Source organism: Streptomyces sp. NPDC055749 (assembly GCF_053617235.1).
In genome coordinates, this window is sequence record NZ_JBSHFH010000001.1 from 1 (window position 1) to 13,046 (window position 13,046).

Annotated in this window: 10 protein-coding genes; 4 read left to right on the forward strand and 6 right to left on the reverse strand. The window is 70.8% G+C overall.

What is annotated here, in order from left to right:
- Positions 1–168: 168 nt before the first annotated feature.
- The gene (gene metG, locus ACWGO0_RS00005; protein WP_453525449.1) at positions 169–1,785 is read right to left on the reverse strand and encodes a methionine--tRNA ligase; all 1,617 of its coding nucleotides are present in this window, start codon (positions 1,783–1,785) and stop codon (positions 169–171) included.
- A 130-nt stretch (positions 1,786–1,915) separates the two neighbouring features.
- Positions 1,916–3,520, reverse strand: a complete 1,605-nt coding sequence (locus ACWGO0_RS00010) for a VWA domain-containing protein (protein ID WP_453525452.1) — start codon at positions 3,518–3,520, stop codon at positions 1,916–1,918.
- Positions 3,521–3,809: 289 nt separating this feature from the next.
- Here ACWGO0_RS00010 and ACWGO0_RS00015 point away from each other — a divergent pair, with 289 nt between their 5' ends.
- The 3 genes from ACWGO0_RS00015 (at position 3,810) to ACWGO0_RS00025 (ending at position 8,250) form a co-directional block, all read left to right on the forward strand.
- Entirely contained in the window at positions 3,810–5,879 is a 2,070-nt protein-coding gene (locus ACWGO0_RS00015; protein ID WP_453526364.1) for a PhoX family protein, read from the forward strand.
- A 185-nt stretch (positions 5,880–6,064) separates the two neighbouring features.
- Positions 6,065–7,753: a hypothetical protein gene (locus tag ACWGO0_RS00020; RefSeq protein WP_453525455.1), complete on the forward strand. Its 1,689-nt coding sequence runs from the start codon at positions 6,065–6,067 to the stop codon at positions 7,751–7,753.
- Positions 7,754–7,842: 89 nt separating this feature from the next.
- The gene (locus ACWGO0_RS00025) at positions 7,843–8,250 is read left to right on the forward strand and encodes an RNA-binding S4 domain-containing protein (protein ID WP_453525458.1); all 408 of its coding nucleotides are present in this window, start codon (positions 7,843–7,845) and stop codon (positions 8,248–8,250) included.
- A gap of 66 nt (positions 8,251–8,316) precedes the next feature.
- On the opposite strand, the gene ACWGO0_RS00030 is transcribed toward ACWGO0_RS00025, so the two are convergent.
- From ACWGO0_RS00030 to ACWGO0_RS00045, 4 genes are all read right to left on the reverse strand, one after another.
- Positions 8,317–10,263 (reverse strand): FUSC family protein, encoded by a 1,947-nt coding sequence (locus ACWGO0_RS00030; protein ID WP_453525461.1) that lies wholly within the window; start codon positions 10,261–10,263, stop codon positions 8,317–8,319.
- 34 nt (positions 10,264–10,297) lie between these two features.
- Positions 10,298–10,543, reverse strand: coding sequence for a DUF2630 family protein (locus tag ACWGO0_RS00035; protein ID WP_453525464.1), 246 nt, complete (start codon positions 10,541–10,543; stop codon positions 10,298–10,300).
- A 17-nt stretch (positions 10,544–10,560) separates the two neighbouring features.
- Positions 10,561–11,511 carry an NADP-dependent oxidoreductase gene (locus ACWGO0_RS00040; RefSeq protein ID WP_453525467.1) on the reverse strand — a complete coding sequence of 317 codons (951 nt, stop codon included), beginning with the start codon at positions 11,509–11,511 and terminating at the stop codon, positions 10,561–10,563.
- Positions 11,512–11,586: 75 nt separating this feature from the next.
- Positions 11,587–12,450, reverse strand: coding sequence for a hypothetical protein (locus tag ACWGO0_RS00045; protein WP_453525470.1), 864 nt, complete (start codon positions 12,448–12,450; stop codon positions 11,587–11,589).
- Between the two features lie 118 nt (positions 12,451–12,568).
- Between ACWGO0_RS00045 and ACWGO0_RS00050 the strand changes: the two genes are divergently transcribed.
- Positions 12,569–12,991: a hypothetical protein gene (locus ACWGO0_RS00050; RefSeq protein ID WP_453525473.1), complete on the forward strand. Its 423-nt coding sequence runs from the start codon at positions 12,569–12,571 to the stop codon at positions 12,989–12,991.
- Positions 12,992–13,046: the final 55 nt, after the last annotated feature.

The following is a 13,046-nucleotide window of genomic DNA, read 5'->3' on the forward strand; positions in this document are numbered from 1 at the left end:
GCCCGGAACGGTGCCCGCCCCGGAGCCCCCCGGGCCCCCCCCCCCCCCCCCCCCCACCCCCCCCCCCCCCCCCCCCGGGCCCGCCCCCCCCCCCCCCCCGGGGGGCCGGGGCCCCCGGGGATCCCCCGGGGGGGGGGCCCCCCCCCCTCCGGCATCGGCCGGTCTGGGTTACGCGGGCTTCTCCTCCAGGCGCGGGAACAGCACCGCACCCTTCGTCACCGTCGCGCCCGCGGGCAGCAGACCCCAGGTGCCCGCGTCCTGCACCCGCTGGTCGGCCAGGGCGCCCAGGGACTCCTCGGCGCCCAGGGACTCCCACAGCTTCTGCGAGGTCTCCGGCATCACCGAGTTCAGCAGGACGGCCACACCGCGCAGCGCCTCGGCTGCGGTGTAAAGGATCGTCGCGAGGCGGGCCTGTCCCTCCGGCGAGTCGTCCTTGGCGACCTTCCACGGCTCCTGCTCCGTGATGTAGCCGTTGACCTGCTTCACGAAGTCGAAGATCGCCAGGATGCCGGCCTGGAAGTCGAGCTCCTCGCCGATCTTCGCGTCGGCCGTGGTGATGGCCTTCGCCAGGCCCTCCCGTACCGCCTGCTCGGCGTCACCGGCGGCCGTGGCCTCCGGGAGCGCCCCGCCGAAGTACTTCCCGACCATGGCGGCGAGGCGCGAGGCCAGGTTGCCGTAGTCGTTGGCGAGCTCGGAGGTGTAGCGGGCGGAGAAGTCCTCCCACGAGAACGAGCCGTCGCTGCCGAACGCGATCGCACGCAGGAAGTACCAGCGGTACGCGTCCACGCCGAAGTGCGAGGTCAGGTCCTGCGGCTTGATGCCGGTCAGGTTCGACTTGGACATCTTCTCGCCGCCGACCATCAGCCAGCCGTTGGCCGCGACCCGGCCCGGCAGCGGCAGACCCTGCGCCATCAGCATCGCGGGCCAGATCACCGCGTGGAAGCGGAGGATGTCCTTGCCGACCAGGTGGACGTTGGCGGGGAAGGTGCCCTCGAACTTCTCCTGGTTGGAGCCGTAGCCGACCGCCGTCGCGTAGTTGAGCAGCGCGTCGACCCACACGTAGATCACGTGCTTCTCGTCCCACGGCACCGGGACGCCCCAGTCGAAGGTCGAGCGCGAGATCGACAGGTCCTGGAGGCCCTGCTTGACGAAGTTCAGCACCTCGTTGCGGGCGGACTCGGGCTGGATGAAGCCGGGGTTGGCCGCGTAGAACTCCAGCAGCTTCGGGCCGTACTCGCTCAGCTTGAAGAAGTAGTTCTCCTCCTTGAGGATCTCCACCGGCTTCTTGTGGACCGGACACAGCTTGGTGCCGTCCGCATCCTCGATCAGATCGCCGGGGAGCTTGTACTCCTCGCAGCCCACGCAGTACGGGCCTTCGTACCCGCCCTTGTAGATCTCGTCCTTGTCGTACAGGTCCTGCACGAACTCCTGCACACGGTCGGTGTGCCGCTTCTCCGTCGTACGGATGAAGTCGTCGTTCGAGACGTTCAGGTGCTCCCAGAGGGGCTTCCATGCCTCCTCGACGAGCTTGTCGCACCAGGCCTGAGGGGTGACGTTGTTCGCCTCGGCCGTGCGCATGATCTTCTGACCGTGCTCGTCCGTGCCGGTGAGGAACCACACCTTCTCGCCGCGCTGACGGTGCCAGCGCGTGAGCACGTCGCCTGCGACGGTCGTGTAGGCGTGGCCCAGGTGAGGAGCGTCGTTGACGTAGTAAATGGGGGTCGATACGTAAAAGGCCTTCACGCCTTCGCTCGACTCCTGCTTCTCGGTTCCAGTGGCCGCCATGGTCGAAATCCTAACGGCCCCCGGCTGATCCCCTCGCACGGATAACGGCGACGGCGGTACCCGGCCGCTGGGGCGGGCACCGCCGTGACTGTCATTCGCGCAGGTGGATCAGGTGTGGATCAGCTGTGGATCAGGCCTCGCGGGTGGCGGCCCAGGCGGGGAGCGCGGACAGGATCTCCCGGTAGAACGTGGCGTCCGGGACCTCGCGCGGGGCCGGGCCCGCGTGGAAGAACGCGGCGTTCTCGACGTCGAGCCTGCGCAGGAAGTCGAAGCCCTTGGCATCCTCGTCACCGAAGGCGACGAACTGGAAGAACAGCGGAAGCCGTGCCGCGTCGGCCAGTGCCTGCCTGGCGGCCTGCTTGGCGTCCGGGGGACCGTCCGTCTGGAAGATCACGAGGGCCGGACCGGTGGCTTCCGACTTCTCGTAGTGGGCGACGATCTCCTCGACGGCCCGGTGGTAGTTCGTACGTCCCAGGCGGCCGAGCCCGGCGTGCAGCTCGTCGATCCGGCCCTCGTGGGCGGTGAGGTCGATCGCCCCGGTGCCGTCGATGTCGGTCGAGAAGAAGACGACGGGCACGGTGGCGGTCTCGTCCAGGTGCGCGGCGAGGGCCAGGGTGCGGTCGCCCAGGTGCTGGGCGCTGCCGTCCTTGTAGAACGGGCGCATGGAGCCGGACCGGTCGAGCACCAGGTACACGGTGGCGCGGAACCCGGTCAGCCCGTGCTCCTTGAGCCCGGCCTGCGCGGCCTTGTACGGGGCGACGAGCCCGGGTGCGCGGGTCTTGACCCGGGCGAGGGCCACGGCCGGCTTGGCGGCGGGGGTATCGGCGGGGCTGTCGGTGGTGCTGTCGGTGGCCTCGGGCTCCACGGGGGTGGGCTCGGCGGCCACGGGCTCCACAGGGGTGGGCTCGGCGGCCACGGGCTCCGTGGCGACGGGCTCCGGGGCAGCGGGCGGAATGATGGCGCAGGTGTAGTCGGGCTCCGGTTCGGCCGCGACCTCGGCGGCCGGCTCCGGGAGGGCCTCTGCCTCGGCGGCCGGCTCCGCCTCGACCTTGATGTCGGCCTCGGTGGCGGGCTCGGGGGCTGCCTCCGGGGTCGACTCGGGGGCGGGCTCGGTCGTCTCCGCCTCGGCCGCCGGAATCACGGCGGCTTCCGGCTCCGGGTCCAGCTCGATGCTGATCGGCTCCGGCTCCGGCTCCGCCTGGGCCTCCGGCTCGCTCGCGGCGGCGACCGGCTCGGCCGCTGCCTCGGGCGCGGCTTCCGCTTCGGCGACCGGCTCGATGACCGCTTCGGCGACCGGCTCGGCGACCGGCTCGGGGGTGGCCTCCGTCTTCGGGGCCGGCTTCGTGTCGGGGTCGGTGCCCTGGGCCGGGACCGTCGGCGTGGCGGCCGGGGCGGACGACGAAGCCGCGGCGGCCTTGTCGAAGGCAGCCGCCACCAGGTCCGAGGCCAGTCCGCTCTCGTGCTCGCCGGACCGCGCTGCAGGCGTGGTCGCCGAGGCGGAGGAGGCGGAAGAGGCGGAGGAAGAAGTCGAGGAGGAGGGGGAGGTGGAGGGAGAGGAGGAGGCCGGGGCGGGCACCGACGCCTTCGCGGCCGGTGCGGGCTCGGCCGCCGAAGTCGTCTCCGGCTCCGGCTCCGTGGGCTGGTTGCGCTCGGCCTGGGGCGGGACGGTGGCCGTTGCCGACTCGTCCTGCTCCGTGCGGCCGAACACCTTGCGCAGCAAGCTCCGAATGCCCATGGGCCAAGCCTTTCGCATGAGTTGGGTGCGTAAATGTCCGACCTGCGGAAATTGATCCCTGGCCAGGGCGGATACGTAAGGTTAGCGGCCGGATCCGGCCGTTCGGCTGCACGGCCCGCCCCGGGGACAACTGAGCCTCAACCGAGCCCCAACCGAGGCATTGCCGAATTCCGGCCAAGGGCGGAGAGCAGCGGTGGCCCGGACTTCACCCCTCGTTCACCGGGAGTCCCTCGTACCGCGTGAATGCGCACCTACCGTCACGCAGGACACACAGATGGAGGGAATCCACGTGCGCAATCTGCTGCCGCTCATCAGCTCGCATCCGGGCGGGCGCTCTGGGCTGACCTGCCGCTACCGCTGCGGTGACGCCTGCTTCCAGGAGATACCGAACACCAGCGACAACGAGTACGCCGGCGATGTCATCGCCGGTGCCCTGTCGCGCCGGTCGATGATGCGCGCCGCCGCCGTGGTGACCGTTGCCGCCGCTGCCGGGACCGCCGCCCTCGCCGGTCCGGCCGCCCCGCAGGCCGAGGCCGCCGCCCTCGCCGGACCGGGCCGGACACCGAAGTACCCGAACAATTCCGGCGTTTCGGGCGCTCGTGGTCTGCGCTTCGCGCCCGTGGCACCCAACAAGGACGACAAGGTCACCGTCCCGGACGGTTACGAGCAGAACATCGTGCTCCGCTGGGGCGAGCCGATTCTGCGCGGCGCCCCCGCCTTCGACCCGGACCGTCAGACGGCGAAGGCGCAGGCGGGCCAGTTCGGTTACAACGTCGACTTCCTCTCGCTGCTCCCGCTCCGGGGTGAGCACGGCCGTCAGGTCCTGGTCGCCAATCATGAGTACACGGACGAGAACCTCATGTTCCGTGGTTATGATCCGGCCAATCCGACCCGTGAGCAGGTCGAGATCGCCTGGGCGGCGCACGGACTCTCCGTCGTCGTGGTCCAGGAGGAGCACCGCACCGGCAAGCTCGGCGCGGTCGGCCGTCACCCGCTGAACCGCCGCCTCACCGCGACCAGCGAGTTCCGGGTCACGGGTCCGGCCGCGGGCAGCCCTCTGCTCCGTACGTCCGCCGACCCGTCCGGCCGCAAGGTCCTCGGCACGCTCAACAACTGCGCGGGCGGCACCACGCCGTGGGGCACCACGCTGCACGGCGAGGAGAACTTCAACCAGTACTTCGCCAACGGTTCGAGTGCCACCGACAAGCGGTACGGCATCGGCTCCACCACCACCGAGCGCAAGTGGGAGCGTTTCGACAAGCGCTTCGACGTCGCGCAGGAGCCCAACGAGCCGCACCGCCACGGCTGGGTCGTCGAACTCGACCCGTTCGACCCGGAGTCCACTCCCCGTAAGCGGACCGCTCTGGGCCGCTTCAAGCACGAGGCGGCGCAGCCCCGGCTGACCGCCGACGGACGCCCGGTCGTGTACATGGGCGACGACGAACGCTTCGACTACTTCTACAAGTTCGTCTCCAGCAAGCAGATGAAGAAGGGGAACTCGCGGTCCGCCCGCGAGCACAACCTGACCCTGCTGGACGAGGGCACGCTGTACGTCGCCAAGCTGACCGGCGACTCCCCGGCCGCCGAGTTCGACGGCACCGGCAAGCTGCCCTCCGACGGCGAGTTCGACGGCAGCGGTGTGTGGATTCCGCTGGCGACGGGGAACACCTCGCACGTGCCCGGCATGACGGCCGAAGAGGTGTACGTCTTCACGCGCCTGGCCGGTGACAAGGTCGGCGCCACGAAGATGGACCGCCCCGAGGACGTCGAGCCCTCGCCGCGTACCGGCCGCGTGTACATCGCGCTCACCAACAACACCGACCGCGGCAAGGCGGGCAAGGCCGGCGCGGACGAGGCGAACCCGCGCAACCTCAACAAGCACGGCCAGATCCTGGAGCTGGCGGAGCACTGGGACGACCCGGCGGGCGACGGTTTCGCCTGGCGGCTCTTCCTCGTCGCGGGCGACCCGAACGACCCCGCGACGTACTTCGCGGGCTTCCCCAAGGAGAAGGTCAGCGCCATCTCCTGCCCGGACAACGTGGCCTTCGACGACCACGGCAACCTGTGGATCTCCACGGACGGCAACCAGCTCGGCTCCCACGACGGCCTGTTCGGTGTCGCGACGCAGGGCGAGCGGCGCGGTGAGCTGAAGCAGTTCCTCACCGTCCCGACCGGCGCCGAGACCTGCGGCCCGGTGATCCAGGACCGTCGTGTCCTGGTCGCCGTGCAGCACCCGGGCGAGATCGACGGCGCGACCGTCGAGAAGCCGGCGAGCAGCTGGCCGGACGGTCCGGGGAAGATCGTCCGCCCGTCCGTCGTCGCCGTCTGGCGCAAGGACGGCAGGGACATCGGCGTCTGACCGAGCCGCGTTCCCCCTGCCGAATCCGGCAAAGCATCAGCCCTGTGCCCATGAGGTGCAGGGCTGATGTACGTCGTACACATGTGCGCATGGGGTCCGAGTCGCCTTGTTAGCGTGACCGGCCGGCGTGGCTGACACCCAGTCACCCCCCGGTGATCCGCACGCTTCTCACGAAGGGCCCCCGCATGGGAATTCCGTCCCGCAGAACACGTCTCGCGGTCTGTACCGCGGTGGCTGGGGCGATGCTCACGGCATTCGTCCCCGCCACCGGCGCCACCGCCGTCCCGGCCACCCCCCGCACGGAAGCCGTGGCGGCGGTGGAACCGGTACCGGGCAGCGAAGGTATGCCCGACGACGGTTTCGAGAACGAACCCGAGGGCGAGCAGGACGACTTGGCCTCTGCCGCGTCGTCGGCCCAGAGCGACGCCGGGGTGCAGGCAGCCCCCGTCCCCGGCAGGGTCGGGGACTTCCACCTGGCGGCGGGGTCCAGCCTCACCGGTCTCGTGAATCAGCTCGACGCCGCGCTGCCCAAACAGGGTCTCACCGAGCTCATGGAGCAGGCGAACCGGCCCGCGGGCTGGGAGGGGGCCTGTGGCACCACCGGTATCTACGGTCCCGACCTGGCGACCAACCACCGCATCTGCTGGAAGGACGACGACGCCGTCTCCAGCGAATGGGTTCCTCAGGCCATCACCGGGGTCTCGGACGCCCAGGAGGACGAGGACTGGGGTACGTCCAACGCCGAGCCGATCGCCGTGGCGGGGTACGACGCCGAGAACCCCGGCCGCAGCAACTACATATCGGGCGCCGACAACTGCGTCCAGGACGCCGCGTCCGATGCCTGTAACGAGAAGGGCATACGGGTCAGCTTCTTCAACCAGGCCACCCAGATGTACCGCCACGTGCTGCTGGTCTGGCCCTACGTCAACTCCAAGGACCACATCTCCTTCGACGCGCTGCACGCGCGTGAGGGCAAGTGCACGACCAGCGTGACGGCCTCCTGCAAGGCGCAGGAAGGCATACACGCCGGCGGCATGGTCTGGTACGGCGACTACCTGTACGTCGCGGACACCGCCAACGGCATGCGCGTCTTCGACATGCGCAAGATCATGGACCTCAACCCGGACAACAACGCCGACGTCAACGACCCCACCCCGGACGGTCTGGTCAGCGACGTCATCGAGAAGAAGCGGGTCGGCCGTCAGAGCAACGTCTGGTACGGCTACGGCTACCGCTACGTCATGCCCCAGGTCGCCACGCTGAAGTTCACCACGGCGAAGATCGACAAGCCCACCAGCAAGAACCAGTGCTACACCACCGGCCGCCCGAAGGCCTCGTACATCTCCCTCGACCGGACCGGCACCGACCACATGGTGCTCGGCGAGTACTGCAACACCAAGAACAACGATCCCGACGACGCCGCGATCACCAGCCCCGGCCGTGTGGGCACCTACCCGATGACCGCCCTGACGGCCGCGGTCGAGGGTGCCGCCGGGACGGGCGCCAGCGCCGACCTCGCGTACGGCCTGCCGACCGGCGCCACCTTCAACGGCGAGAATCTGTGGCACAAGATGCAGGGCGTCACTCGGTACGAGGGCAAGTGGTACTTCCACCGCAGCAACGCCTATGACAACGGGCGGCTGCTCCAGGCCACCCCGCAGTCGGTCGACGGCACGACCCAGCTCGTCGGCAACCCGAAGATCCTGGAGTCCTCCTTCGGCCCCGAGGACCTCTACCTCGCGCACGGGCGAGGTGACGGCTTCGCCCCGCAGCTCTATTCGCTGAGCGAGCACGCCCCGAGCAAGTGCGGTGCGTGCGAGCGTGAGATGTACAGCTACAACATGTCCGAGGTCATCAGCGACTTCGGTTCCTGACCCACCGTGATTCCCGCGGGCGTCGTACAGCCGGGCGAAAGTCCGCTTGTACGGCGCCCGCGCGCGTACGCCGCATTAGAGTCGGTCCCATGGTTTCCGGTGAGGCACCGCAGGCGGAGGGCACCGTCCGCGTCGACGTCTGGATCTGGTCGGTCCGGCTGACGAAGACCCGTTCGCAGGCCGCGGCCGCCTGCAAGGCAGGGCACGTGCGGGTCAACGGGGACCGGGCCAAGCCCGCCCAGGCGCTGCACACCGGCGACGAGGTACGGCTCCGGCACGACGGCCGGGACCGGATCGTGGTCGTGTCGAAGATCGTGAAGAAGCGGGTCGGCCCCCCGGTGGCGGTCGAGTGCTTCGTCGACAACAGCCCGCCCCCGCCGCCCCGCGAGGTCGCCTTCCAGGTGCCCGTCCGCGACCGCGGCACGGGCCGCCCCACCAAGCGGGACCGGCGCGAGATGGAGCGCCTTCAGGAGCGGGGACCCGGGCCGGACCGGTGAGCGGTCACCTTGCGTTTGGTCACTCTGCGTGTTTCACGTGAAACACGCAGCTCGGCCGACGAGACGCTACGGCTGGGGCGAGGCGATCGCCCTGGCCGCCGCCACCTCCTGGCGCAGCGGTTCCAGCACGCTGTCCTCGTCACCCGTCAGCTCGGCCCGCACCTCCACCAGTACCTCGCTCGACCGCATTCCCTCCGACAGCTCCCGCAACTGCTGCTCGATCGCGGCCACCTCATCGGGCCGCGGCGCCGGAGCCCCGTGGTTGACCCGGACCCGCGCCGCCGTCGTCGCGTCCACGATCCGTTCGACGGCGACGACCAGCGGCCACCAGGCTGCGGCGCGCGCCCCGACCGGCGGCGGCTCCGTCAGGGCCCGCTGGAACTCTGACCGTACGGCCGACAGGTCGCGGTAGAGCCTGCGCCGGGACCGCACCCGTTCCGCCTGGTCGGCTTCGAGGCCGTCGAAGGCGCACGCGACGTAGTCGGCGATGTCCGTCACCGCGTCGGCGAGCCGGGAGCCGATCCGGGTGTGCCAGCTCTCCGGCCAGAGCAGATAGCCCGCCACGAGCACGATGGCGCAGCCGAGCAGGCTGTCCAGGAGGCGTGGTGCCACCAGGTCGATGCCCTGGTGGTTCAGCAGGTCGGACAGCAGCAGGATGACCGGGGTGATCGCCGCCGTCTGGAAGGCGTAGCCCTTCGCCGTGAACGCAGGGATGAGCGCGGCGAGGACCATCATGACGGGCACGTCCCACCACCCGATGGGCACCTCGGCCAGCACCGGCGTCGCGATGACCAGTCCGGCCGCCGTGCCCACCGCGCGCAGGACGGCCCGGGAGAAGACCGAACCGAAGTCCGGCTTGAGGACGAAGGTGACGGTCAGAGCGACCCAGTACGAGCGCTCCACGTCGATCAGCGAGGTGAGCGCCTGGGCCAGGCCGATACAGAGGGCCAGGCGCAGCCCGTACCGCCAGGACGTCTCGGAGAACAGCACACTGCGGGTCGCCCGCCGGACGCGTACGCCCAGTGCGGCGGGCCGTCCCAGCCGGTCATCCACGTTGTACGGGTCGGGCTCGGCCTTGTGGACGACGGTCGCCGTATGCCGCAGGGCGCTGTCGACCGCGCGCGTGGCGGGCGAGTCGGGGGCCGGGAGTCCGGGCACCGGCGCACCGGTGCGGCTCCTTTCGACGTCGTCCGCCAGTACGCGTACCGCTGCCGGGATCTCTTCGGGCAGCGGGCGCCGCGTCATATGGACCGCGGGGGCGGCCTCGACGAGTGGGATCACGGCGTTGAGCTGGGACAGCAGCCGCACCATGGAGGTGCTGCGCCCGTGATAGCGCGCCCGCCGGGCGAGGACCAGGTCGTAGGAGGCGTTCAGCGACTGGGTGACGGCCTGGCGCCGCTCCTCGTACGCGGGTGTCCCGGCGGCGGCCAGCACATCGGCGATGGCCCGGTAGGTGTCGGCCACGGCGACCCGCTCGGGGAGTTTCCCGCGCAGCGGCCAGGCCAGGAGTGTCAGGACGAGCACCACGAGGCCGCCGAGCGTCAGCAGCAGTGGCGCCACCCACCAGGGGTTCGGCATCGGAAGCCCCGCGCCGACCACCGAGTTGAGCAGGAGCAGCAGCCCCGAGACCGAGGCCACGGCGCCGATCGTCGACATCATCCCGGAGACCAGGGCGACGACGGTGAGTACGGCGACGGCCGCCCAGCCGGTATCGAAGACGAGGGTGCCGAGCATCATGCCCAGCGCGCCGAACAGTTGCGGGACGGCGATGTTGAGGACGCGCATCCGGTAGGCGTCGGCCGTGTCGCCGATGACACCGGACAGGGCGCCCATCGAGACGAGCGCGCCGTACTCCGGCCGGTCGACGGCGAAGCCGACGGCGAGCGGGGCGGCCAGGGCCACGGATGCGCGGGCGACGGCGGCCCAGGGGATGGGGGCGGACTGCGGGAGCAGCCCGCTCAGCAGCCAGGGCGGCGGTGCCGCGCGCTTCCGTTCGGCGTCGGCCCCGGCCACTGCGTGCCCCCTCCGTGCGTTCCCCCGCGCTCAGTCAGCTCTCGTAGTTCTCGACCTCTTCGGCGGGCCGGACCTTCGCCGTTGACGGGTCCTCACCGAATTCGCTGAGGGCTCGGCGCCGGCGCAGGAGGTCCCAGCACTGGTCGAGTTCGACCTCCACCGTACGCAGACGGGCCTTGTCCTCGGTGGAGAGGCCCAACTTCTCGGTGGACCGGTCGCGCAGGGCCCGTTCCTCGGTGATCAGGCTGTCGATGTGGTCGAAGATGTCTTGGTCGCCCATGACGCCTCTCTCGGATGTCAGAGTGCAAAGACGGTCTTGCCGCGCGCTCCGCCCGCCCGGTTCTCGGCGAGCGCCTGCGGGGCCTTCTCCAGCGGGAGTTCGATGCCGATGGGAACGTTCAGCGCCCCGCTCGCGGTCGCCTTCGCGAGGGTGGCGAGCAGGACGGCGGTCGGGGCCAGCCGGAAGTCGGCGCACCGGATGCCGGCGCGGGCGGCTCCGGGACCCGTGGCGCCCCGGGTGCTGAGGGCGACTCCGCCCGTACGCACCAGCGCGGCGTGCGTAGCGAAGGAGGCCGGGCCGGTGGAGGTGAGGTCGACGACCGCCTCGACGCCGGCCGGGCACACCTCACGTACCGCTGCTTCGAGGGACCCGTTCCCGGTCGTCGTGTCGATGGTGAGGGTGGCCCCCAGCGCGCCCATCCGCGTCCGCTCGTCGCCGCGCACCGCCGCGAGGACCCGCACGTCATGGGCCGTGGCGAGCTGGGTCAGACAGCTGCCGACGCCGCCCGCCGCACCGATGACGAGCAGTCGCCCGCCGGGGCGCACCGCCACGGCCTCCAGGATCTGGGCCGCTGCCATCCCGGCGGACGGGAGCGCGGCGGCGGTCCGGGGCGGCAGGCCGTCGGGGGCCAGGACGATCGGGGAGTCCTGCGGAACCGACACGTACTCGCAGTACGTTCCGGTCCCCAGGACCTTCGCCGTGACCCGGCCCAGGACCGCGTCGCCCACCCGGAAGGTGTTGTCGCCGCTGCCGATCATGTCGACCCTGCCCGCGAAGTCCACGCCGATGACCAGCGGGAACACCTGCCGGACAGGATCGCCCCCGGCGCCGTCAGCGGTCTGCCAGTCGAGCGGGTTGAGCGCCGCGTACTCGATCTTCACTCGCACCTCGCCCGCCGCGGGCTCCGGCTTGGGGACCTCGACGAGACAGGGCTCCGCGCGGAACGCGCTCACGGCGATGGCTCGCATGCGCATGACCTCTCAGTCGCCCCCGACACTCACGATTCCCACTCTCGCCCGGCCCGCGCGGGAGCGCACGTCGACTCAGCGGGCCGCCCGGCGCGTCAGCAGTACCCGCGTCACCAGGGCGCCGACCGCCAGTACCGCTCCGGCCAGCAGCACCACCCACACCGTCGTCCGCAGCGAGGCTGTCAGCGCGTCGAACACCGCCGCCGCCCCGTCCCGGTCACTGTCCGGCACCTCGTCCAGCACCCGGCCGCGGCCGACCGCGACCAGCACCCGTAGCACGAGCGCGCCGAGCACCAGGCCCACCCCGGCGACCGAGGCGGCGAACAGGGCGCCCCGCAGCCCGCGCCGTACCGCCGCCATGCCCACCACCAGCACAAGCAGCACGAGGGTGCCGACCGCCGGCCAGACGCTGCTGTACCGAAGCCATCCGATACGGTCCCGCACCTCGTCCGCGCGGTCGGCGGAGATCAGAGTGATATCGGTGCGCTGGACGGGAATCTGATCGGCGAACGGCACCCCGTCCTTGAGCAGCTCCTGTTTGACCTGCTCGATCACCGGAGCCAGGTCGATGGTCACGGCCTGGCCGCCGTCACCGTTCAGCACCTCGCTCATCGCCTTGTGCGAGGTCCGGTTCGCGAGGTCCCAGGACCTCTGGAACGCCTCCGTCGTGGTGAAGGACTGCACGGCGCCGCGCAGCAGCTCCTCGACGGGTTCCTGGAGCGGCCCCAGATCCAACTGCCTCATCGACTCGTCCGTGACCAGTTCGGTCACCGTGCTCTGCACATCGGGGTCGGAGGCGAGAGGGGAGAGAGCGGCGACGTACCGGTCCGTGTCGTCGATCTCCAGGTCGACCCAGGCCGACAGTGCGCTCAGGGGCACCAGAACGGCGAGCAGCACGAGCAGGACCGCTGACAGGGACACGGAGAGGTAGGTGCGCACAGGCTCAGGGAATCCCGTACGGGCTCCGGGCGCCCCGGGCCGTACGCCATTCGAGTTGCCGGGCGGCGCGGTCGGGTGTGCTCTGGAGAAACGGGGGCGAGGGAAGGAGCTCTCCGCCATGACCACCCACGCAGCCATGCCGTCCCGCGGATCCCGCAGGTCCCGCGGATCCCGTACGGGTACGACGGCCCGGCACCACGGTCCGCTCGCCTGGGCAGTGCCCGTGGCACTGGGCGTGATCTTCGGTTTCTACGCAGCCTTCATCGACCGGGACGGCGGCGCGGCCACCGGCGGCCAGGCCGTGCTCGGAGTGGTCTCCGGTGTCGTTTTCGCCGCTCTCTGCTTCGCACTCGGCCGCTACCGGCACGTGCTGCCGCGTGAACTGCGGGCGGCGGCGTTCGGCGCGCTGACGGCCTGCGCCATCGGATTTCTGACGAGTCTCACCGATACCAGCGTGCTGAGGTCCGCCGTAATGGGAGCGTGGGTGGGAGCCGGCGTGGCCTGCGTCGCCTTCTACGTCTACTACACGCGCGAGGACTGAGCACGGGAGCTCCACCGCCCGTGGACGCGACCGCCGGAGCCTCTGGCGGTCGCAC